Raw genomic sequence first — 22,775 nt, 5'->3', positions numbered from 1 at the left:
ATCCTCACTGGCCGCGCTTTGCAGCCCTCTGCTACAGTATCAGTCTTTTGCGACAGGTAGGGAGGCACGATGAAGGCTGTTGGCTACGCGGCAGATCACGCAGGCGCACCGCTTGGACACTTTGAGTTCGAGAGGCGAGAGCCGGGCGCTAACGACGTTACCATTGAAATTCTCTACTGTGGCGTCTGTCACTCCGATATCCACTACGTTAACAACGACTGGGGACGCAGCAACTATCCGGTCGTCCCCGGCCACGAGATTGTGGGGAGGGTGCTGTCGGTAGGCGACAAAGTAACGCGTTTCTCGCCTGGCGATACCGTCGGTGTTGGCTGCTTTGTCGATTCCTGTCGCCATTGTTTTGCCTGCGATGAAGGTGAAGAACAGTTCTGCGCCGAAGGCCCTACCATGACCTACGGTGGCTTCGAAAGGGAAAGCCAGCATCCTACTTTTGGCGGCTATTCCACCAACTACGTGGTGGACGAAAAATACACCCTCAAGATTTCTGAACAAGCCGATTTAGCCGCGACGGCGCCGTTGCTGTGTGCGGGTATTACCACTTGGTCGCCGCTGAAGCGCTACCAAGTTGGCCCCGGCCAATTGGTCGGGGTAATGGGTCTGGGTGGACTGGGGCATATTGGCGTTAAATTCGCCAAGGCTTTTGGGGCGGAAGTAGTGATGTTCACCACCTCGACTGCCAAAACAGAAGACGCCAAAAAGCTGGGCGCTGACCATGTGGTTTTGTCTTCAGACAAGGAAACCATGAAAGCGTGGAGCAACCGTCTGGACTTCCTGCTTGATACCGTCTCTGCACCTCATGACCTTAATAAAAACCTGCGCCTGCTAAAACGCGATGGCGTCTGTTGTCTGGTGGGGTTGCCGGATCAGCCGCTCTCGTTCAGTCCCTTTATGACGGCAGGTCGTAAAAACATCACCGGCTCGATGATGGGTGGCATTGAAGAAACCCAGGAAATGCTCGATTTCTGTGCTGAACACGGTATCGGCTGTGATGTCGAGCTGATTGATATTCAATCAATCAATACGGCCTATGAACGCGTTCTGAAAAGCGATGTGAAATACCGCTTTGTGATCGATATGGCTTCTTTCAATTCGGATAACAGCGCATGGAAACAATCTCTGCCCCAGTCGCAGGGGTAATCGTCAGCCTCAAGGTTGCCGAGGGAGAAACGGTTCGCACCGGGCAGGAACTCGCTGTACTGGAATCGATGAAAATCCAGACCGCCCTCACCGCGCCAGCGGCGGGCGTGTTGGCCTCCTGGAAGATTGCTGCCGGTGAAACCGTGCAGAAAGGCAGGCCACTGTGTCGATTGGAGATGCAGGCAGACGCTTCGCCTGAGCAGCACGTTATTGCCGGCGAAGCAGACAACCCCGCACTGGTAGCCCTGCGCGAGCGGGCTGACAAAGGCAGTGATGCCCAGCGCCAGGAGGCGATTGCGAAGCGACACGAGCGCGGTTTCCGTAGCGCCCGCGAGAACCTGGATGATCTGTGTGACCCCGGCAGTTTTGTTGAGTATGGTGCCTTTGCTGTCGCTGCCCAGCGCCAACACCGTGACCTGGACGATTTACAGCGCAATACCTCCGGCGATGGCATTCTCACCGGATTGGCGAGGGTCAATGGCGCTAAAACCGTCGTGGTGGTCAACGACTACAGCGTACTGGCCGGCACGCAGGGCTACTTTCACCACAAGAAACTGGATCGGGCGCTAACCTTGGCCCGGGATGAAAACCTGCCCGTGGTGATGTACACCGAGGGCGGGGGTGGCCGCCCCGGCGACACCGATGTGCTGGTGCAATTCGCCGGTTTGAACGTTCCCTCCTTTGCTCAGTGGGCGGCTTTGAAAGGCAAGGTGCCGCGCATCGCGGTCAACAATGGCTACTGTTTTGCCGGCAACGCGGCGCTGTTCGGCGCGGCGGATATTCGTATTGCCACCGAGAGCTCCTGCATCGGTATGGCCGGCCCCGCCATGATTGAAGGCGGTGGGCTGGGACAATTTTCGCCGAAGCAGATCGGGCCGATAGAGGTTCAGCGCCGCAACGGGGTTGTGGATGTCGTCGCGCGCGATGAGGCCGAAGCCACTGCGCTGGCAAAGCAGGCCCTGTCTTTTTTTCAGGGGCGCAACGCGCAATGGCAGGCCGCGGATCAGTCGTCAATAGGCGAGCATCTGCCGCGTGACCGGCGTTTCGCCTATGACGTCCGCAAAGTGATTGACCAACTCTGTGACAGCGATAGCGTACTGGAGCTCAAGCCCGCCTTCGGCGCGGCGGTTGTTACCGCGCTGGCTCGTATTGAGGGCCAGCCCTGCGGCTTGCTCGCCAGTAACTGCAAGCATCTGGGCGGTGCCATCGATGCGGAGGCCGCCGACAAGTGTGCAGACTTTATTGATCTGTGTAGTCAGTTTGAACTGCCTATCGTGTCACTGGTGGATACCCCCGGTTTTATGGTGGGGCCGGACAGCGAAAGCGAAGCGGCGGTGTGGCGTATGTCGCGCCTGTTTGCCAGCGGCTCACAATCACAGTCGACATGGGTGGCCATTTTTCTGCGTCGCGCCTATGGCTTGGGTGCTATGGCGCTTGCCGGTGGCAGCTTCGCGCGGCCTGTCTACGCGGCAGCCTGGCCAACCGGGGAGTTTGGTGCCATGGGGCTGGAAGGAGCCGTAAAACTCGGTTTTAAAAAACAGCTTGAGGCTGTTGCGGATGCCACCGAACGACAGGCGCTGTTTGATCAGTTGCTGGCCCAGGCCTATGACCAGGGTCGAGCCATTGAAGCGGCGAGTTATCTGGAAATAGATGCCGTGATTGAGCCCGGCGAAACGCGTGCGTTGATAGCTCAACTGCTTTCTGAACAGGCTTAGCTGCCAAGACGCGGAAATAACAGGGACACGGTGGCCCACCTGTTTCCGGAAGGCTGTTAATCAGCGGGACGATTGGGGTAAAATTGTTCCTCCCGAATTCAAGGCGTCGGCATTGTATGTATTTAGAATACGCCGCAGCGCTTAAGCGCCTTGATTCTCACCTATAGGGCTGGTAGATTTCCCGCCTTCATTCAGGTGAAGCCCCGCCGCGACGCAGTATCCCACGCGTTGTAGCAATAGTGTCGGAGTGTAGCTCAGCTTGGTAGAGCACTGTCTTCGGGAGGCAGGGGTCGGAGGTTCAAATCCTCTCACTCCGACCAGTTTCAGTATCTCAGTGATCCAAAATTTCAGCCGTTTTGTGATCTCGAATAAGCTGGATTCTTTCTAATCCTCGGTACGCAAGATAGCAACCGGCACCCCGCTCATTCTGGGCATTGCATTAATCGCTTCCCGGCATTCCAGCGAGAGCAGCAGGTTGGTATTTACGCCATTGTCTTCATAGTTTGTTGAATCTGGCAGTACGCCAAAGCCGTGGCTGATCTGTATAACACCAGGTCGCAGGCTGGGATCGGCTTTTGCTCTTGCTTGAATCTCTCCGTGCTCGGATTGTATTGTCGTCATCGCCTCATCAGCCATACCTTCGCGCTGCATATCTTGCGGATTCATATAAACATGGTTGTAGGGCTGCCGCTGGCGCACGGAAGGCATATCGCGGCCGGCCGAGTTCAGGGTGTCCCGCAGTCTGCGAACGGCAAGGCGGTAGGGTAACGATTCAGGCGTGGCTGTTGTCGCGACATCAGCTAGCTCTTCACTAACATCGGATGGCAGCAGCTGGAAGCGCGTGGTGACACCAGGGTCGGCAGCTTCGACTCGGTCATTGCTGTCATTTTTTATACCGCGCTCTGCGGCTTTGAGTGTGTCGAAGCTAACAGGGGCGTTGCGTGCGCAGATTCGAAGTATATCGTCCGTGCTGGGTTCGCTGGTCATGTCCAGCGGTACGCCGAAATAACTCAGCGCCACGCCAAGTTGTTTGGCAAGTCGCCAGAAGATTTTCCAGTCGTCCACAACTTCAGAGTCTGAGGGTGGTGCAACCAGCGCAGGGGTATACCGACTGAAGGGCTCCGGGTAGATCATGGATTCATAGAGGAACAGCGGTAGGTCGGGCCGTTCATACTGCAGGGTTGGCGGCAGGATGTAGTCTGACAGGCGGGCGGTCGCGGTCATAAAGGGCTCGATAGTGACCAGCAGCTCCAGCGACTCAAGTGCCCTGACAATTTTATGCTGGTCCGGAATAGACGCGGCGGGGTTGCCGCCATGCACCATCAAGGCTCTGACCTGACCGTCTCCCGGTTCCAGAATTTCGTCGGCGAGTGTGCCGGTGGGCAGTTCGCCTTCGAGCAGCCCAAAGTCGCCGAGCCGGCTTTTGTAGCCGGACTCCCACCAGCGGGGTGGAGGAATTACCTGGGCCTTTTTCGGATATTTTTCGCCAAGGAAACCGGGATTTACGGATTCCCCTTCTCGAAGAAAGCGACCACAAACGACGTTCAGGCATTCGATCAGGTGTTCCGCCAGATTGCCGTGGGTCGCCATATCCGGCCCGGTCGCGCCTATGGCTGCTCCGGAGTGCGAATCGTGTGCAAAGGTTTTTGCGGCAGTGACCAGCACATCCGGTGTGACGCCGGCCCGCACGGCGACCTGCTCGGGGGTAAAACCTGAGACGGCCGTTCGCAGCTCATTGAGCTGAACGGCGTGGTCGTGGCAGAAGGCTTTATCTTCCCAGCCATTCTCCAGAATGACGTTTAGCAGGCAGGCAAGTATGGCGCAGTCTTCGCCGGGCAGTGGTTGCACGAAGACGTCGGCAAATTTGGCCGTTTCGCTTTCTCTCGGGTCAATCACGATCAGCTTCATACCGCGGGCTTTCGCCTGCTTCAGCCGTTTGACCGGGTTGCGCAGATCAAAGCCATTGGTTGAGACCGATACCAGCGGATTGCCGCCCACCACCAGCAGGACGTCCCCGCGATGAAAGGGTGTTTTGCCCGCCGGCCAAATGCCAATGCGGCCGGCCGCCACCGCTTTGGCTGACTGGTCAATAGTGAGCGTGGAAAAGGCCTTGGGTGAGCCGATAGCGGCGAGAAAACTGTTCAGCATCATTGACGACGAGGCGGTAAAAAACGCACCGCCTCCTTTGTAGCCGGCAATTGATTCCGGGCCCTTTTCAGATAGCAGTGCAGACAGTTTCTGCTGTATTTCTGTCAGCGCCTGATCGAGCGATATTCGTTTGAAGCTGCCGTCTGGCTGACGCTTGAGCGGGTGCAGAATACGCTTGGGGCTGTTGTGCGCTTCCGGCGACTTGAGTCCCTTAAAGCAGGCAAAACCCAGGGTCTGGCTGTCGTCGTGGTCGCCGCGCAATTCAGCCAGCCGGCCATCGTCATCAATGGTGGCAACCATGCCGCAGTGGCCCAGACACATACGGCAAAAGCTGAGCTTTGTTGTACTCATCCGATGTCACTCTCCATCACGAGCCAAACCGTAGATGCCGTGAGGTCGTAATTAACGCAGTGGCACCAACCGCAGCGGCAAATCGTCGACCGGTTTGGCAAAGGGGAAGTGCTGTATCGGGCTCGGGTATTCATATCCTTCGGGGAATTCGATCCGATAGCGGGTCAGCACTTCACCGAGTGCGCATTTAAACAGCATGTTTGCGAAGTGCAGACCAATGCACTTGTGGGCGCCACCGCCAAAGGGTGCCCACTGGAAGGGATGTTTCTTGTGCTCTTCGCGACCTTCCGCAAAGCGATCCGGATCGAAGTTGTGCGGGTCGGTCCAGAACTCTTCCATGCGTTGAATGTAAAGCACCGGCGCCTGCAGGAGGGTGTCTGCCGGCACGTGGTGACCGCCGATTTCGGTGTCTTTCACGGTACGGCGGGCAAACTGCGGAACAGGGGGGTGCAGGCGAAGCACTTCTTTGAAGAGGTTTTCCGTATGCGTCAGGGTTGCCAGGTCATCGTAGGCAAGGCCATTGTCGGCAGCCGAGGCCAATTCTTCTCGCACTCGATCTTGCCAATCGGTGTGATGGGCGAGGAAGGAGCAGGTCATGGTGAGCACAGACGTGGTGGTATCGTGGGCGGCGAGAAGCAGAAAGATCAGATGCTGGGCGACGACTTCGTCGCTGAACAGCTCGCCGTTGTCGTCCGTTTCCTTGGCGAAATAGCTGGCCATATCGGTGCCGTCAACGGCTCGCCGTTTCGGCACTAGATCGACAAAGAATCGCTCCAGTTCGCGGCGGCCGTTCATGCCTTTGCGGTAGACTAGGCCCAGGCCAGGCCAGTCCTTGCGGATCAGCGCAAGGGAACCGGCCATCATATCGAGGAAGCTCTGATTCAGCTTTACCGTTTCGTCGGCGTCCATATCCAGGCCGAGGAAAACGTTGGCGCCAATATCCAGCAGCAGCTTTTTGATATTGGGATAAAAGCGGAAGTCATTCTGTTGTGACCAATCGTTCGCCTGGCTGGCGATGATCGGATTCATCTGTTCCACATACCGACGCATGGAGTCTGTCTTGAAGGCCGTTTGCATAATACGGCGGTGAACCCGGTGCTCACCAAAGTCGCGCATCAACAGGCCGCCTTTGAAGAAATCTTTCAGTGGGCCGTGATAACCCATGCGCGGCGAAAAGATTTGTTCCGGATCGAGGGTCAGCAGTTTGACGAAGTCCGGGTGCGAGACTATCAACATGCGCTGGAAGGTGCTGTTGAAACGATACACATCGCCGTAGCGGGCTCGCATATCTGCAAATACCGAAAAGGGGTCTTTCAGCATGGCAAAGGTATAGCCAATCAGAGGCTTGCCGTAGTCTCCCGGCAGGTGATCCAGTCGCCGGTTATCGGGGCGGTGGATGTAGTCGTTGTCGATTACCTGTTGCCGCATAGTGCTGTTCCTCTGCTTGTCATGCCGCAGGTCGTGGCCTGCAGCTTTTATTGTCATTGTCGCTCAATCCTACGCCCGGTTTTCGCACGCTTTCATTACCGCGGGGTTACCGAGAGCGCATGCAGATTTTAGAGATAATCGACGGCCTCCAGGGTTTCTACCAGATGATCGATAAACAGCCGTACTTTGGGGGAGAGGTGACGGTTGCTGGGGTAAACCGCCCACACCGCCATATCGGTGGGTTTGTGGTCGGGCATAATTTCTATCAGCCTGCCGGCGGCAAGCTCGTCGTGCACATAGAATTCCGGAAGCTGCACTATGCCGAGCCCCTGACGTGCCGCCGCCAGCAGGGAATAGCCATTGTTAGTGCGCCAGCTGCCGGTGACTGCAACTTCGATATGCCTGTTTTTGCCGGGCTCTCGCAAGCGCCAGTGCCTGCGCGATCCTGCCAGGCAGTTGTGGTGTTTGAGCTGGGCTACCGTCTTCGGTGGGCCACCGCGGCTGTCAAAGTAGTCGCGGCTGGCGCAGAGAATCAGGTTGCGAGAGGCGATGCGGCGTGCGATCAGGGTTGAGTCCTGCAGTACGCCGGCGCGTATCGCAAGATCGTAACCCTCTTCCAGCAGATCCACATTGCGATTGGAGAAGTCGAGGTCGATTTGCACTCGCTCGTGACGGGCCATAAAACTGGCGGCTGCCGGCGCAATATAGCGTTCGCCAAAGGCACCGGCCACGCTGATGCGCAGGTTGCCGCGAGGTGTTGCCTGGTCCGCCAGCACCATGCGTTCTGCCTCTTCAATCTGCTCCGCAATTTCCCGGCAGCGCTGATAGTAGGCGCGGCCGGTTTCCGTGAGGGCAAGCTTGCGGGTGGTGCGGTGAACCAGTTTGGTGCCGAGGTGGTTTTCCAGCTCGCTGATCTGTCGGCTCACATAGGATTTGGACAGGTTCAGGCGCTGCGCGGCGGCCGAAAAGCTGCCGCAGTTCACGACCTCGATCAGCAGCTCGGTGGCGGTCCAGCGATTAAACACGGCTAGCTCGATTGTTCTTGTATGGCAACAATGATTCCTTCATGGGTAAATTATCATTCACAGGGGGACGGACTATAGTACGCCAATCCCATAGTGAGTACAGAGAGTAGCCAATGAAAACACGCGCTGCGGTTGCCTTTCAGGCAGGAAAACCCCTCGAAATAGTAGAAGTGGACCTGGCTGGCCCCAAAGAGGGCGAGGTGCTGGTTGAGATCAAGGCCAGTGGCGTTTGCCACACCGATGCCTTTACCCTCAGCGGCGATGATCCGGAAGGGGTTTTCCCGGCTATTCTGGGCCACGAAGGCGCCGGGGTTGTGGTTGAGGTTGGGCCCGGTGTTAAAGGCCTCAAGCCGGGCGACCATGTTATTCCCCTGTACACGCCCGAGTGTCGCACCTGCAAATTCTGTCTTAACCCCAAGACCAACCTTTGCCAGTCCATTCGCACGACCCAGGGGCAAGGCGTAATGCCGGACGGCAGCAGTCGTTTCAGCTTTGAGGGCAAGCCGGTATTGCACTATATGGGCTGCTCGACCTTTTCCAACTACACCGTTTTGCCTGAGATTGCGCTTGCGAAAATCCGTGAAGACGCGCCCTTTGACAAGGTCTGTTACATCGGCTGTGGTGTGACTACCGGCGTAGGGGCGGTTGCGTTCGAGGCAAAGGTGGAAGCGGGCGCCAATGTGGTGGTGTTCGGCCTTGGCGGGATCGGCCTCAATGTGATTCAGGGGGCGAAAATGGTTGGCGCCGGAAAAATTATCGGCATCGACCTTAACCCTGCCAAGGAAGCGCTGGGCCGCAAGTTTGGTATGACCGACTTTATCAATCCGAAAGAGGTCGAGAATGTGGTGGATGCCATTAGCCAGCTGACCGACGGCGGAGCAGACTACAGTTTTGAATGCATCGGTAACGTGAACACGATGCGTCAGGCACTGGAGTGCTGTCACAAAGGCTGGGGCGAATCCTACATTATCGGCGTTGCCGGCGCGGGCCAGGAAATCTCGACGCGCCCCTTCCAGCTGGTGACGGGGCGCTCCTGGAAAGGGACCGCCTTTGGCGGCGCCCGTGGTCGCACCGATGTGCCGCGCATTGTTGACTGGTACATGGACGGGCGCATCAATATCGACGACATGATTACCCACACCATGGGCCTGGACGATATCAACAAGGCTTTCGACCTGATGCATGCCGGTGAAAGTATTCGCTCGGTGGTGCTGTACTGATGAGCACCCTGGAGAAGGTTTCAGACGTCCGCTGTTTTGACGGGCGGCAGCTGCGGTACAAACATGCATCCGCGAGTCTTCATTGCGACATGCACTTTTCGATTTACCTGCCGCCACAGGCAGCGCAGGGCTCGGTGCCGGTGCTTTATTGGTTGTCAGGCCTGACCTGCACGGATGAGAACTTTGTGACCAAGGCAGGAGCCCAGCAGGCGGCAGCCGAACATGGCATTGCCATTGTTGCGCCCGACACAAGCCCCCGTGGCGAGGCGGTGCCGGACGATCCGGACGGTGCCTATGACTTTGGCCTTGGCGCGGGCTTTTATGTCAACGCCACCGAGGCGCCCTGGAACCAGCACTACCGGATGTATGAGTATATCGTCGACGAGCTGCCAACGTTAATTGCTGAACATTTCCCGGTGGATGTGGCGCGCAGCGGTATCTTTGGCCATTCAATGGGTGGGCACGGCGCGCTTACCATCGCGCTGAAAAATCCTGCGACGTATCGCTCGGTATCAGCCTTTGCTCCGATTTGTGCGCCGAGCGAATGCCCGTGGGGAGAAAAAGCGCTGGGGAATTACCTGGGCAATGACCGATCCTGCTGGCGGGAGTACGACGCCGTAGCGCTGCTGGAAGAGGGCGCTGAATTGGCGCCCCTAAAAGTGGATCAGGGCAGTGCCGATGGCTTTCTGGAGGAGCAGCTTAAAACGAAGCGCCTTATAGAAACGCTAAACAAACGTGGCGATAAGGCCGATGTGCGCTACCGCGAAGGTTACGATCACAGTTACTTTTTTATCGCCACGTTTATTGCAGAGCACATTGCGTTTCACGCCAGGTATCTTTGAAGCCTAACTTTTTACCTTGTAGGAAGGCATCTTCTCGCCAAGCTTTGCGCTCATTGCGGCGCCCAGCGCCTGCAGGCCGTTTAGGGGGCGAATCATTACCTCAAAATCGGTGATCAAGCCCTGTTCGTCAAACTGGATCATATCGATACCCTTGACCGTTTTGTCGCCGACCTTGGCGCTGAATTCCAGTACCACATTCAGTCCGTCCTCGCTGGCAAACTGGCGGTAGTAGGTGAAATCCTCAAACACCGTGATCACCGTGCTCAGGGCGAGAATCAGTGCCGGAGCCGGGCTGTAGGGGTTGATGGACATCGGAGAGCGAAAGGTGGCGTCCGGGTGAACAATTTTTTCCAGCGCCTTGAGATCAAGGTTTTCAACCATTTTGTGCCAGGCGGCCAGTGATTCAGCAACGGCCGGGTGAAGGTTCGCGGGGGCTTCGGTCATGGCGGTCTCCTCAGGTTAAAGGTTTGCAGCAAGGGTAGTCCCTTGCTTGATGGCGCGCTTGGCGTCGAGCTCGGCGGCAACGTCGGCACCGCCGATCAGATGCACAGTACAGCCTGCGGCTTCCAGTTCGTGTGCCAGTGTGCGCTCGGGTTCCTGTCCGGCGCAAATGACAATGGTATCCACTTCAAGGGTGGTCTCACCCTCTGCGGTTTCAATATGCAGGCCCTTGTCATCGATGGCCCGATACTGGACACCGGCCAGCATCTGTACGCCGCGAATCTTCAGGGAGTTGCGGTGGATCCAGCCGGTGGTAGTGCCCAGTTGCGCGCCCACCTTACTGGTTTTGCGCTGCAGGAGATGCAGGCTGCGCTTGGCCGGTGCCATCTCGGCGGGTTTCAGTCCACCGGGTGTTTGGTAGTCGGTATCAACGCCCCATTCACGGAAAAAGGTTTCGGTGTAATCGCCTTCCTGTGTGTCGTGGGCGAGAAACTCGGCGACATCGAAGCCGATACCGCCGGCGCCGACAATCGCCACACTTTCGCCGACTTCGGCGCCATTGCGCAACACATCGAGGTAGCTCAGGACTTTCGGGTGCTCTACGCCGGGTATCTCGGGAGTGCGCGGGGCGATGCCGGTGGCTATCACCACCTCATCGAAATCGTCCTGCAGCAGTTGCTCGGCACTGACACGGGTGTTGAGGCGCAGGTCAACGCCGTGGATTTCGATCTGGCGGCCGAAGTAACGCAGGGTTTCATTGAATTCGTCTTTGCCGGGAATGCGTTTGGCAATATTGAACTGGCCGCCTATTTCCGCATCGGCGTCAAACAGGGTGACCTTGTGGCCGCGCTCGGCGGCGGTGACGGCGCAGCTCAGACCGGCCGGGCCGGCACCGACGACGGCCACGCGTTTTCGCTGGGAGGTCGGTTCAATCAAGAGTTCGGTTTCGTGGCAGGCACGAGGGTTCACCAGACACGAGGTAATCTTGCCGGAGAAAGTGTGATCGAGGCAGGCCTGGTTGCAGCCGATGCAGGTGTTGATCTCGTCGGCCCGGCCCTGACGCGCCTTCACGACAAATTGCGAGTCAGCCAGAAACGGTCGCGCCATCGACACCATGTTGGCGTAGCCCTCGGCAAGCAGTTGCTCGGCCACCTCCGGCGTATTGATGCGGTTGCTGGTGACCAGTGGAATGTTTACCTCGCCCATCAAGCGTTTGGTCACCCAGCCAAAGGCTCCGCGCGGTACTTTTGTGGCGATGGTTGGCACCCGGGCTTCGTGCCAGCCGATGCCGGTATTGAGAATAGTGGCGCCGGCCGCTTCGATGGCATGGGCCAGAGCGACAACCTCTTCCCAGCTGGAACCACCCTCTACCAGATCAATCATGGAGAGGCGGTAGATGATAATGAAATTGGGACCCACCCGCTCACGCACACGGCGGACGATCTCAACCGGAAAGCGGATGCGGTTTGCATAGTCGCCTCCCCAGCGATCATCGCGGTGGTTAGTGCGCTGGGCGATAAACTCATTAATCAGGTAGCCCTCGGAGCCCATGATTTCGACACCATCGTAGCCCGCGTACTGGGAAAGGGCGGCGCAGTTTACATAGTCATCGATGGTTTGCTCGATCTCGGCTTCAGTCAGGGCGTGGGGTGTGGCGGCATTGATGGGCGCGCGCACTGCGCTCGGCGCAACCAGCTCATTGTGATAGGCATAGCGGCCAAAATGCAGGATCTGCATGGCGATTTTGCCGTCGGCTGCGTGTACCGCGGAGGTAATGATGCGGTGCTCGTCGGCCTCGGCCTCGGTGGTCAGTTTGGCGCCGCCGGGTAGCGGCACGCCGCGCTCATTGGGGGCAATGCCCCCGGTGACCATGAGGCCCACTTCGCCGCGGGCGCGCTCGGCGTAAAACGCGGCCATTCGCTCAAAACCGTGTTCAGCTTCTTCCAGCCCCACATGCATGGAGCCCATCAATACAGGGTTGCGAAGCGTGGTAAAGCCCAGGTCAAGTGGGCGGGTGAGATGGGGGTAATGTGTCATGTGATCTACCGATTCAAAGGTTTTTGCAACTGGTTGCAATTAATCGTGCCTTAAGTTGCAACTGGTTGCAAATAAAATTGAATGCGGCAGACTTATCGGCAACTATTGGTTCTGGATTCAAACTATGTCCTTGCGTCACGCCCTGCTGACCGCGTTGCTCGAAAAGCCCGCCTCTGGCCTTGAGCTGGCCAAACGTTTCGACCGCTCTATCGCCTACTTCTGGAACGCCACTCACCAGCAGATTTACCGGGAATTATCGAGGATGGAGGCCGAGGGCTTGATTGAGTCCACCCCGGAGGAAAATGCACGCGGTGTCAAAAAAATTCACAGGGTCTTACCCGAAGGTCGTAAGGAACTGAAGCGCTGGGTGGGCGAAGGCGGCGACCCGGCGCCGCTGCGTGACCCGATGATGGTGCGGCTGCGGGCAGAGGGCGTGGTCGGGCCGGCGGGGCTGGCGGATTCGCTGCGGGCTCAGCGCAAGCAGCATTTGGCCAAGCGAGCCCTCTATCGGGAATTTGAAGCAAAAGATTTCAGTAAGTCGCCAGCGGATCGCGCGGCGGCCCTGCGCTATGTTGTATTGAAAGCGGGCCTGAAATACGAGGATTACTGGATTGAAATGTTGGATGAAGCGTTGGCAGTGTTAGATGAGTTTGATCACTGATCCTGGCACAGCCCTGCAACCTCAGGGCGCCGGAATGGTGATTGCGTAACGCTTCGCCGGGCGCTAGTGTCTGGCGGAAATTAAATAAGCAGGGGCTTAACCATGCACACCATTCAGAATCATTTTATCGACGGTTCCTGGGTTCCCTCAGTCGCCGTCAGCTCAACACATCCAATCGTCAATCCCGCCACCGAGGAGCTTATCGGCGAACTGCATTTTGGCGGCACCGCGGATGTCGATAAGGCTGTGCAGGCGGCGCGCAAAGCCTTTCCGGCTTTTGCATCTTCCACGCTGCAAAGTCGCGTTGATCTGTTAAAAGCCATCCTTGCCGAATACGAAAAGCGTTTCGATGATCTGGCCCAGGCGGTCAGCGCGGAAATGGGCGCGCCGTTGGAACGCATTGCGAAAACGGCCCAGGTGCCCATTGGTATGGGGCATTTTCAAACGGCCATTGCCCTGGCCGATGAAATTGAATGGGAAAGCCGTCGCGGCGGCGCCCTTGTCAGCCGCGAGGCGGCAGGCGTCTGTGCCCTGATCACCCCCTGGAACTGGCCGCTGAACCAGATCTCCTGCAAGGTCGCGCCTGCGCTGCTGGCCGGTTGCACCATGGTATTGAAACCCTCGGAATATGCAGCGCTGTCGGGCCAGATTTTTGGCGAAATCATGGAAGCGGCCGGTGTACCGCCCGGTGTTTTTAATCTGGTGTGGGGCAGTGGCCCGGAAATCGGCCCACACATGGCCTCTCACCCGGAGGTGGATGTTGTCTCCCTGACCGGCTCCACCGCAGCGGGCGCGTCTGTCTCGCGGAGTGCAGCGGATACCATCAAGCGGGTGTCGCTCGAACTGGGGGGCAAGTCTCCGAATATCCTGCTGGACGATGCGCCACTGGAAGCGGCTGTGACCAAGGGTGTTATGCATCTGATGAACAACAGCGGGCAGAGCTGTAATGCGCCGTCGCGTATGCTGGTGCCCGAGTCAAAGCTGGCGGAGGTGGAAAAACTTGCCGTTGCCGCGCTGGACAATATCAAGGTTGGCGACCCCCAGGATGCGAATACAACCACCGGCCCGCTGGCCAATGGCCGACAGTTTGAGCGGGTGCAGTCGCTGATCGAGCGTGCGGAAGCCGATGGCGCGAAAAAGCTGGTGGGTGGCACCGGTCGACCGGACGGGCTGGACAAGGGCTTCTTCGTCAAGCCAACCATTTTCTCGGTGGTTGATAACAAGGCGACCATTGCTCGGCAGGAGGTATTCGGCCCGGTGCTGACCTTGATTCCCTATCGCGATGAAGCCCACGCCATCGAAATGGCGAACGACACCGAATACGGTCTGGCGGCCTATGTCTACGGCGGATCGATTGATCGCGCCCGGGATGTCGGTCGGCACATCCGCGCCGGGCAGGTGTTGCTCAATGGAGCAGGCCCTGATTTACAGGCGCCCTTTGGTGGCTTCAAACAGTCTGGCGTGGGTCGCGAGTGGGGTCTCGCGGGGGTGGAAGAATTCACCGAACTCAGGGCCATACTCGGTGTGGAATAGGGCACAATTCGGGATTGGCTAAAACCGAAATCTAGAGCATAGTAGCGCGACTTACCTGCCCCGTTTGCGAGTACTGCCATGCCTTTCAATGCTCTGCCTCTCGCCCGGCCCTTCTCTGTGGTCGGGCGCTGTATAGCCTTATGTTTTGCTGTTTTCTTGGTTCTTTCCGGCTGTTCTGTTGTTCATCAAAAAGCACTGGAGCCTCTCGACTGGGTGGGTGCTGATGTCGAACGCTACGAGGTCAGTGGCGCCGGCAGTTGGGCGCGCCTGCGTAAACAACCGATACATATAGGTCCGTTTCGCGGTGATCTGGAGGCCCAGTCGCTGTGGAGTTCACTGCCGAGCACGAGTACCTCAGATGTTCAGGTTGCCATCGGCAGTGACGACAGCCGCGGACATCAACTGCATCACGGCACGGTCATCCAAAGCAACGAATCCGAACTGCAAGTGCGTCTGACCGGGCCAGACGGCGTGCTGGCAGATTTGCGCTGCAGGCAACGTTTGTACAGCGAAAGCCAGAAAACGGGCGTCAGTCGGGGTGACGGAACCAATACCTTCTCGATGTCAGAGAATGTCGCCTATAGCGCCTCGCTGAACTGCATGGCAAAAGGCATAAGCGAACTTTGGCCGCAGTGGCAGTTGGACTTGCATAACGACGAGCCGGTGCCAATGCGAGGTACTTTGCGCATACAGGGTACAGAATTCCAAGTGGTGGGTAGTCAGTCGTCGAATATAGGAGCCTCGCCAACGACAGTCAGCTATGAAATCCGCCGGGGTGATACCACTTTGGCCCTGATTGATCGCAGTGGAGACGGCCTGATTAGTCTGGTCAGGCCGGTGGGTGAGCAGCAGCATGTCGCGTTTGTGGGGGCGGCAATGGTTTTGCTGCTGGCCAACGACCCTTTGGAGTTTTGATCGCGCCTTCTGGGCGAGGCATGTAGCGCACGCCTTGACAGTATAAGGATAGGGCATTAATGTAAACGTTTACTTGGTGTTTTTGGCGGCTAGCAGGATATGAATAAAAACAGGCTGCGCATAAGTGGCCGGCGCGTGATTCTGGGTGCCGTCGCGGCAATCTTTCTTATTTGGTGTCTTGAGCCGACGGCCTGGCTCTTCTACGAGCTTTACCACCTGACCGGTGTTGGTCCCATCTACTATGGCTACAGTGTGTTTCGAGCTGGGGGCTATTTTTTTGGTGAGTGGTCCTACCATGTGCCTGCAAGCGTGTTGGCGGGCTTGTTGGTGGCCTTGCCGTGGTGGCAGGCCCTGAAGTCTATCTTTCGGAGAGCAGAATGAATCGTCGTCAGTTTCTGGAATGCGCCGCTCTGCTGATTACCGGTGCCACTGCGGCACAGGCGGGCTTTGCGCTAACTGAAGAACAGCGCGTCTATCTCGCTACGGCGCCGAACTATATTGCGAGGAAGGCCGATTTTTTATCGCCCGAACAGCGTTCCACGCTGGCACTGCTGACAGAAACGGTGATTCCCCGTACTGAAACGCCCGGTGCCATCGATGCCGGTGTTCCCCGTTTCGTAGAGCTGATGGTGTTTGAATGGTTTACACCGGACGAGCGCGCGATTTTCCTGAATGGCCTGAATGCGCTGATGAGCACTACGCTTGAAAACTTCAACAAACCTTTTGAGACCCTCGGTATGGAGCAGCGAACAAAGATACTTGAAGAGCTGGAGAGCGAAGCCAGTGATTCCCTCTGGTACGAAATGGGCAATGCCGGTATGGGAGAGGAGGTCAGTGATGCGCCCTTTATTTGCAAGCTAAAGGAGCTAACCATCTGGGGCTTTTTTACGTCCGAAGTCGGTTCGACACAGGTACTGCGATATGAGGCGATGCCGATGACGTTTGATGGCAATCGACCGCTGGATAAAGACGACAGCAGCTGGGCCGGACAGCTGCTTTAGGGGTGATGGTGTGAAGATGATTAATCAGGATTTTGACGCCATCGTAGTCGGCTCCGGTATCACGGGTGGCTGGGCGGCTAAGGAGTTGACCGAAAAAGGTTTGAAAGTGCTGGTGCTTGAGCGGGGCAAGGACGTTCGCCATAGTGTGGACTACCTGGGCGAACATGCTCCGGACTGGAAATTGCCCTATCAAGGGAAAAAGCCCCGCGAACTCTATCGAGAAGAATACCCGATACAAAGCCAGAGCTACGCCTTCAGCGAAGCGACGCGCCATTTTTTCAATAACGATAAAAACAACCCCTATGCCTACGACGAAGGCAAGCCTTTCAATTGGGTGAGAGCTGACGTGGTTGGTGGGCGGTCACTGCTTTGGGGTCGCCAAACCTATCGCTGGAGCGAGAAGGATTTTCAGGCTAATGCAGAAGACGGACATGGCATTCCCTGGCCGATTGGCTATAAGGACCTGGCGCCCTGGTATTCCTATGTGGAAAAGTTTATTGGCGTCAGCGGCGAAGCGATGGGGCTTGAGGAGTTGCCTGACAGTGAATTTTTGCCGCCCATGGGTATGCACAAAATAGAAGAGACGATTCGCAGCCGCCTGAAGCGCAAGGCGCCCGATGTCAAGATGACCATGGGGCGCGCGGCGATTCTTACTCAGGACCACAAGGGGCGCGCGGCCTGTCACTACTGCGGCCCCTGTCACCGGGGATGTTCTACCGGCAGTTATTTCAGTTCACAAAGTTCAACCTTACCCGCAGCTCGTGCTACCGGCAATTTAACCCTCCGCCCTGATTCCGTCGTGGAAAAGCTTGTCTACGACCCTGATCTGAAGCGTATCAGCGAGGTGCGGGTAATAGACAGTCGCACAGGCGAGCGCATGGCTTACCGCGCCAAGCTGGTCTTTCTCTGTGCGTCAACGGTTGCTTCCACTCAACTACTGATGAATTCCGCCTCGGAGTACTTTCCCAATGGTCTGGGAAACCGCAGCGGGGCGCTCGGCCGTTACCTGATGGATCACGCACACGGCGTGGCGGGCATGGGCATCTTTGTCGATGACATGGATACCTATTGGCATGGCAATCGCCCGAATGGCACCTATATACCACGCTTCCGAAATCTGAAAGCCGCAGACGAGTCGCTGGGCTTTTTGCGCGGCTATGGTTATCAGGCGCATGCGCTTCGAATGAACTGGCAGTCGTCCATAAACAAAAAGGGCTTTGGCGCAGAACTGAAAGATTCCTTGCGCAAGCCAGGTATGTGGGTATGGGCATTGGCGGCCTTTACTGAATGTCTGCCTGATAAACGCAATCGCATGTACCTCCACCCAACAAAAAAAGATCGTTTTGGTATTCCACAAGTTGCCTTTGATGCAGTCTGGCGGGATAACGAACACAAATTGTGGTCGGACGCCGCTGAGCAGGCGGACCGAATCTTGAAGGCGGCGGGCGCGGTGTTTTCCATGAAGCACGAAGCGATTGAAACGCCGATGGGCTCAGGTATTCATGAAATGGGGACTGCCCGCATGGGGCACGATCCGGAGCAGGCCGTTTTGAATGCCCATAATCAGGTGCACGGCATACCCAATCTGTTTGTTACTGATGGCGCGGCTATGACGTCTTCCTCCTGCGTGAACCCCTCCCTGACCTATATGGCGCTGACCGCAAGAGCTTGTGATTTCGCGGTGGCACAGTTGAAGGCCGGACAACTCTAATAGGAAAGAGAATTTAAAAATGAAGTTATTTAAACGGATTCTTCTCGGCTTGCTGGTTCTTATCTTGGTGTTAGCTGGCTACGGTTACTACCAATTAAAATCCAATGGCATTATTCCGCGCAAAGTCTACGAAACCGTAGCACCGGAGGTGCCGGACTTTTCCAGGCCTGCTGTGCTGGTGTTTACCAAGACCAACGGCTTTATTCACAAAGACGCAATCCCGGTAGCGAAGCAGGTACTGGCTGAATTGATTGATGGCGAGGGTTGGGCCGTTTATCAGACAGGTAACGGCGCCGTACATTCACCGGAACTGCTCGCTAAATTTGACGCCATTGTCTGGAATAACGTATCCGGCGATGTGCTGACAGATGAACAGCGCCAGGCGCTTAAAAACTGGATTGAAAACGGCGGTGGCTGGCTGGGTATCCACGCTTCCGGTGGCGATTTCAGTTATGACTGGGAGTGGTATGTAGACACGCTGATCGGTGCGCAATTTGTCGGCCACACTATGAAGCCACAGTTTCAGGATGCAGATGTTCTGGTCGCGGATGAAACCATCAAGATAACCGATCATCTACCCAAGCCATGGAATGTGAAGCAGGAAGAATGGTACGCCTTCGACCAGAATGTTCGCGATAAGGGCTACGAAGTACTGCTGACGCTGGATGAGGCGAGCTATCTCCCCGCCGGTGAAACCTGGATTGGCACCGATACGATGCCCGGCGAGCACCCTATTGCCTGGCGACATCAGTTGGGCAAGGGGCGAGTGTTGTATACCGCGATTGGTCACCAGTCTCACACCTACCATGTGCCGGAATACCAGGCCTTTCTGACCAAGGCGCTGCACTGGCTAAGGGGTGACTAAGGATGAGTTCACCACGCAAAATTCGCATGGGCATGGTCGGCGGTGGCCCCGGCTCGATGATTGGCCCCATCCATCGAGCTGCGGCTAATCTGGACGGTCAGATTGAGTTGGTCTGTGGTGTTTTTTCCAGCAAGCCGGAGGTGTCACGGCGCTTGGGGCGGGAATTGTTTCTAGCCACTGAGCGCTGCTATGCCTCCTTCGAAGACATGATGGAGCGCGAGGCGCAATTGTCTCCGGATGAGCGGATGGACTTTGTCGCCGTTGTAACGCCAAACGATCTGCATTTTCCCGTGGCACGTTTGGCTCTGCAGCATGGTTTTCATGTGCTGAGTGACAAACCGGCGACCTTGAATTTCTCTGAAGCCGAACAACTTGCTCAATGTGTCAAAGAGAGCGGACTTCTATACGGTCTGACCTACACCTATGCCGGTTACCCGATGATCAAGCAGGCGCGCGACATGGTCAGAGAAGGGGGCCTGGGGCGAGTGCGTAAAGTGTTGGTCGAGTATCCACAGGGCTGGTTGTCTCAAGCGGGTATTGAAGACGAAAGCAAGCAGGCGGAGTGGCGGCTTGATCCGGCCCGCTCAGGTGCCAGTACCTGCGTCGGCGATATTGGTTCGCATGCAGCCCACCTCGGTGAGTATGTCACCGGCAGCGCGATTAATGCGATCTGTGCAGATTTGGGCGCGGTCGTTGAAAGCCGAGAGATGGACGACGATGCGACTATCCTGCTGCGCTTTGAAAACGGCGCTCGCGGTGTGCTGATTGCTAGCCAGATCTGCGCCGGCGAAGAGAACAATCTCAAAATTCGTGTTTATGGCGAAGCGGGAGGGTTGGAGTGGAATCACACTGACCCCAATACTTTGTTGTTCAAGCCCCTGGATAGGAATGCTCAGATTATTCGTGCCGGTGGCCCTGAAATGACGCCACTCGCAGCCGCCAATTGCCGCACGCCCGGAGGCCACCCTGAAGGCTATCTTGAAGCCTTTGCCAACCACTATCGCAATTTCGCGGGGCAGGTGCGTGCGCGTCTGGAGAACCGAGCGCCAACTGAGAGCGAAGCCGATGTTCCGGGACTGCCGGACGCCTTGCGCGGCATGCGTTTTATAGAATCGGCGGTTAAAGCTTCTGCCAGCGAGCAGAAGTGGTACAGCCTTCCGGATATACCGTTTTTACAGGAGAGTACTTCATGAAAGGCCCCGCTATTTTTCTGGCGCAGTTTGTTGGCAAAGAGGCGCCTTTCAATACCTTGGATGGTTTGTGCCAATGGGCCGCGGAGCTTGGGTACAAGGGAGTGCAGATTCCTACCTTTGAGCGCGGCTTGATGGATCTCGCGCTGGCGGCAGAGAGTCAGAGTTACTGCGACGAGCTCAAGGGTCGAGTTGCCGAGGCAGGCCTGGAAATCTCCGAGTTGTCGACTCACCTGCAAGGGCAGTTGGTGGCGGTACACCCAGCCTACGACGACGCGATGGATGCTTTTGCCGCTCCGGAAGTGCGTGGCAATCCGCAAGCACGACAGGCGTGGGCTGTTGAGCAGCTGAAACTTGCAGCCCGTGCCAGCAGTCGCCTCGGGCTGAAAGCCCATGCGACGTTTTCCGGCGCGCTGCTGTGGCACACTTTTTACCCGTGGCCACAGAGACCCGCGGGCCTGGTAGAAACTGGCTTTGCCGAACTGGGCAAGCGCTGGCTGCCGATTCTGGACGCATTTGATGAAGCCGGTGTCGATTGCTGTTTTGAAATTCACCCCGGTGAAGATCTGCACGACGGCGCCAGTTTTGAACGATTTCTCGATGCGGTCGATCAGCATCCGCGTGCCAACATGCTGTATGACCCCAGCCATTTGATCCTTCAGCAGCTCGACTATCTGGCTTTTATCGATCACTACCACGATCGCATCAAAGCCTTTCACGTGAAAGACGCGGAATTCCGACCGAATGGTCGCAGCGGTGTGTACGGCGGCTATCAAGGCTGGGTTGATCGCCCGGGACGTTTTCGTTCGCTGGGTGATGGCCAGATTGATTTCAAGGCCATTTTTAGCAAGTTCGCACAGTACGGTTACGACGGCTGGGCGGTGCTGGAATGGGAGTGCTGTCTTAAGCATCCGGAAGATGGGGCTCGGGAAGGAGCGCCCTTTATCAGTGACCATATGATTCGGCTGACGGACCGGGCGTTTGATGATTTTGCGGGTGCGGACGCTGATGAGCTATCGAACCGCAGAATACTGGGCTTGGACTAGCGCCCCCTCTCCCTCTGGGAGAGGGCAGGGGTGAGGGCTGAGATGGGAAGCTAGTGACTTCGCCGTCCCTTATCCCAACCTTCTCCCCGCAGCAGAACGAGAAAATACATAACAACGAGGTTTACCATGACGGAACAACTGGATCGCAAGCGACTTTTTCTGGTCGGCAATCTCTCTATCTTTATGATCGGTCTGGGCTTTGCGGTTCGCGCCAGTATCGCGTCGGATATTCAGGGCGATATTTTCAACGAACTGGATCTGGCGCGCTCGGCAGGCTTGGTTGGTGAGGTGCTGGGCGCCACCTTTATCGGTTTTGCACTGACTTTGTTATTTGGCAGCGCCCTGGTCGATAAAGTGGGTATGCGCGCAATGCTGCTGTTTTCTGCAGTGGGTTATATTGTCGGGAGTCTGTTGGTGGTGGCGGCGTCGCTTATGCCGGTCACGCTGCTGAGTTACTGGTTGATCTTTTTCGGCTTCCTGCTGACCGGCCTGGGTTGGGGGGCCGTGGAGGCCGCCAGTAATCCGATGGTTACAGCGGTTTATCCTGAAGAAAAAACCCATCGCCTGAATATTCTGCACGCCTGGTGGCCTGCGGGTATTGTTGTTGGCGGTGTCGCAGGCCTGGGTTTTGCCGCGCTGAATTTACCCTGGCAGACGAATCTGCTGATGTTGATTGTACCGGGCGCGGTGCTGGCCTATCTGACGGCATCGACGGCATTTCCTGTCACCGAGCGGGTTCAGTCAGGCGTGTCCTACGCGGATATGTTCAAGGAGCTGTTCCGCGCGCCCGGCTACTTTGTCTGGTTCTTCGTGATGATGATTACCGCTGCAGCTGAGCTGGCGCCGGGGCAGTGGGTTGATCTGGCGCTGACTAACGTCGTGGGTATGCAGGGCATTCTGGTACTGATTTACGTCAGTATGCTGATGTTTGTCATGCGCCACTTTGCGGGCGCAATTGCCAAGCATATTTCCTCTGTGGGGCTGTTGTTCGTGGGTTGTATTTTCGCCGCAGCGGGCCTCTACGGCTTGAGTCTGTCTACGTCACCAATGCTGGCCTTTGCATCGGCAACCTTGTGGGGTATGGGTGTCTGTTATTTCTGGCCAACGGTGCTGTCGGTGGTCAGCGAGCGTTATCCCAGAGGCGGTGCTCTGTTTCTTGGCTTGACCGGTTTTGCCGGGGGCCTGTCTATACAGTTTGTATTGCCGCAGATGGGCGCGATTTTTGATGCAGCGAAACTGGAAGCGGCAGGTGGTGTTGAGCAGCTATCGACCCTGAGTGGTGCCGAAATGCAGGAGGTGCTTCGCTATGCCTCGGTAGAATCCTTCCAGGCGGTGGCTCTGCTGCCTTTGCTGTTGCTGCCGATATTCGGCTTTATCTGGTGGCGTGATCGCCGGGGTGTATCCGCACAGGTGGCAGCGCAGTAAACTGGGCGATTGCTTCCGGGGGCTTTATGGTTACGATAAAAGATGTCGCAAAAATGGCGGGGGTGT

The 22,775-nt window shown here is 56.9% G+C and carries 19 protein-coding genes and 1 tRNA gene; 15 read left to right on the top strand and 5 right to left on the bottom strand.

Going from position 1 to position 22,775, the window contains the following annotated elements:
- Nucleotides 1-69: 69 nt before the first annotated feature.
- The 3 genes from ABY734_RS13070 (at nucleotide 70) to ABY734_RS13060 (ending at nucleotide 3,190) form a co-directional block, all read left to right on the top strand.
- Nucleotides 70-1,155 (top strand): NAD(P)-dependent alcohol dehydrogenase, encoded by a 1,086-nt coding sequence (locus ABY734_RS13070; protein ID WP_372779722.1) that lies wholly within the window; start codon nucleotides 70-72, stop codon nucleotides 1,153-1,155.
- The gene (locus tag ABY734_RS13065; protein WP_372779721.1) at nucleotides 1,122-2,870 is read left to right on the top strand and encodes a carboxyl transferase domain-containing protein; all 1,749 of its coding nucleotides are present in this window, start codon (nucleotides 1,122-1,124) and stop codon (nucleotides 2,868-2,870) included. Before ABY734_RS13070 ends, ABY734_RS13065 begins: the two co-directional genes overlap by 34 nt.
- 243 nt (nucleotides 2,871-3,113) lie before the next feature.
- Nucleotides 3,114-3,190 (top strand) — tRNA-Pro (locus ABY734_RS13060).
- Nucleotides 3,191-3,254: 64 nt separating this feature from the next.
- Here ABY734_RS13060 and ABY734_RS13055 read toward each other — a convergent pair.
- The 3 genes from ABY734_RS13055 to ABY734_RS13045 all read right to left on the bottom strand — a co-directional run bounded on the left by ABY734_RS13055 (nucleotide 3,255) and on the right by ABY734_RS13045 (nucleotide 7,822).
- Nucleotides 3,255-5,369, bottom strand: a complete 2,115-nt coding sequence (locus tag ABY734_RS13055) for a molybdopterin-dependent oxidoreductase (protein WP_372779720.1) — start codon at nucleotides 5,367-5,369, stop codon at nucleotides 3,255-3,257.
- A gap of 51 nt (nucleotides 5,370-5,420) precedes the next feature.
- Entirely contained in the window at nucleotides 5,421-6,797 is a 1,377-nt protein-coding gene (locus ABY734_RS13050) for a cytochrome P450 (RefSeq protein ID WP_372779718.1), read from the bottom strand.
- Between the two features lie 128 nt (nucleotides 6,798-6,925).
- Entirely contained in the window at nucleotides 6,926-7,822 is an 897-nt protein-coding gene (locus ABY734_RS13045) for a LysR family transcriptional regulator (RefSeq protein WP_372779717.1), read from the bottom strand.
- A gap of 113 nt (nucleotides 7,823-7,935) precedes the next feature.
- Between ABY734_RS13045 and ABY734_RS13040 the strand changes: the two genes are divergently transcribed.
- Together ABY734_RS13040 and fghA are read left to right on the top strand one after the other, a co-directional pair.
- A complete protein-coding gene (locus ABY734_RS13040; RefSeq protein ID WP_372779716.1) occupies nucleotides 7,936-9,042 on the top strand; it encodes an S-(hydroxymethyl)glutathione dehydrogenase/class III alcohol dehydrogenase in 1,107 nt (368 codons plus the stop codon).
- Between the two features lie 8 nt (nucleotides 9,043-9,050).
- The gene (gene fghA / locus ABY734_RS13035; protein ID WP_372779803.1) at nucleotides 9,051-9,884 is read left to right on the top strand and encodes an S-formylglutathione hydrolase; all 834 of its coding nucleotides are present in this window, start codon (nucleotides 9,051-9,053) and stop codon (nucleotides 9,882-9,884) included.
- A gap of 3 nt (nucleotides 9,885-9,887) precedes the next feature.
- On the opposite strand, the gene ABY734_RS13030 is transcribed toward fghA, so the two are convergent.
- The gene (locus ABY734_RS13030) at nucleotides 9,888-10,328 is read right to left on the bottom strand and encodes a nuclear transport factor 2 family protein (RefSeq protein WP_372779715.1); all 441 of its coding nucleotides are present in this window, start codon (nucleotides 10,326-10,328) and stop codon (nucleotides 9,888-9,890) included.
- 15 nt (nucleotides 10,329-10,343) lie between these two features.
- Entirely contained in the window at nucleotides 10,344-12,362 is a 2,019-nt protein-coding gene (locus ABY734_RS13025; protein WP_372779713.1) for an FAD-dependent oxidoreductase, read from the bottom strand.
- Between the two features lie 124 nt (nucleotides 12,363-12,486).
- Between ABY734_RS13025 and ABY734_RS13020 the strand changes: the two genes are divergently transcribed.
- From ABY734_RS13020 to ABY734_RS12975, 10 genes are all read left to right on the top strand, one after another.
- On the top strand, nucleotides 12,487-13,023 hold the full coding sequence (locus ABY734_RS13020) for a PadR family transcriptional regulator (RefSeq protein WP_372779712.1): 537 nt from the start codon (nucleotides 12,487-12,489) through the stop codon (nucleotides 13,021-13,023).
- Nucleotides 13,024-13,125: 102 nt separating this feature from the next.
- A complete protein-coding gene (locus ABY734_RS13015; RefSeq protein ID WP_372779711.1) occupies nucleotides 13,126-14,556 on the top strand; it encodes an aldehyde dehydrogenase family protein in 1,431 nt (476 codons plus the stop codon).
- 78 nt (nucleotides 14,557-14,634) lie between these two features.
- Nucleotides 14,635-15,471: a hypothetical protein gene (locus ABY734_RS13010; protein WP_372779710.1), complete on the top strand. Its 837-nt coding sequence runs from the start codon at nucleotides 14,635-14,637 to the stop codon at nucleotides 15,469-15,471.
- A gap of 99 nt (nucleotides 15,472-15,570) precedes the next feature.
- The gene (locus ABY734_RS13005; RefSeq protein WP_372779709.1) at nucleotides 15,571-15,852 is read left to right on the top strand and encodes a hypothetical protein; all 282 of its coding nucleotides are present in this window, start codon (nucleotides 15,571-15,573) and stop codon (nucleotides 15,850-15,852) included.
- Nucleotides 15,849-16,472, top strand: coding sequence for a gluconate 2-dehydrogenase subunit 3 family protein (locus tag ABY734_RS13000; protein WP_372779708.1), 624 nt, complete (start codon nucleotides 15,849-15,851; stop codon nucleotides 16,470-16,472). Before ABY734_RS13005 ends, ABY734_RS13000 begins: the two co-directional genes overlap by 4 nt.
- A gap of 16 nt (nucleotides 16,473-16,488) precedes the next feature.
- Nucleotides 16,489-18,183 (top strand): GMC oxidoreductase, encoded by a 1,695-nt coding sequence (locus tag ABY734_RS12995; protein ID WP_372779802.1) that lies wholly within the window; start codon nucleotides 16,489-16,491, stop codon nucleotides 18,181-18,183.
- A 19-nt stretch (nucleotides 18,184-18,202) separates the two neighbouring features.
- The gene (locus ABY734_RS12990) at nucleotides 18,203-19,048 is read left to right on the top strand and encodes a ThuA domain-containing protein (protein ID WP_372779707.1); all 846 of its coding nucleotides are present in this window, start codon (nucleotides 18,203-18,205) and stop codon (nucleotides 19,046-19,048) included.
- A 2-nt stretch (nucleotides 19,049-19,050) separates the two neighbouring features.
- Complete coding sequence (locus tag ABY734_RS12985; RefSeq protein WP_372779705.1) at nucleotides 19,051-20,241, top strand: Gfo/Idh/MocA family protein; 1,191 nt, start codon at nucleotides 19,051-19,053, stop codon at nucleotides 20,239-20,241.
- On the top strand, nucleotides 20,238-21,284 hold the full coding sequence (locus tag ABY734_RS12980; protein ID WP_372779703.1) for a sugar phosphate isomerase/epimerase family protein: 1,047 nt from the start codon (nucleotides 20,238-20,240) through the stop codon (nucleotides 21,282-21,284). The genes ABY734_RS12985 and ABY734_RS12980 overlap by 4 nt, the downstream gene beginning before the upstream one ends.
- A gap of 126 nt (nucleotides 21,285-21,410) precedes the next feature.
- Nucleotides 21,411-22,709: a sugar MFS transporter gene (locus ABY734_RS12975; RefSeq protein ID WP_372779702.1), complete on the top strand. Its 1,299-nt coding sequence runs from the start codon at nucleotides 21,411-21,413 to the stop codon at nucleotides 22,707-22,709.
- Nucleotides 22,710-22,775 lie beyond the last annotated feature (66 nt).

This window comes from Litorivivens sp. (assembly GCF_041624475.1).
Lineage (GTDB): Bacteria > Pseudomonadota > Gammaproteobacteria > Pseudomonadales > Spongiibacteraceae > Litorivivens.
The sequence above is the reverse complement of the archived record's forward strand: the minus strand, read 5'-3'. Positions and strand labels throughout refer to the sequence as shown.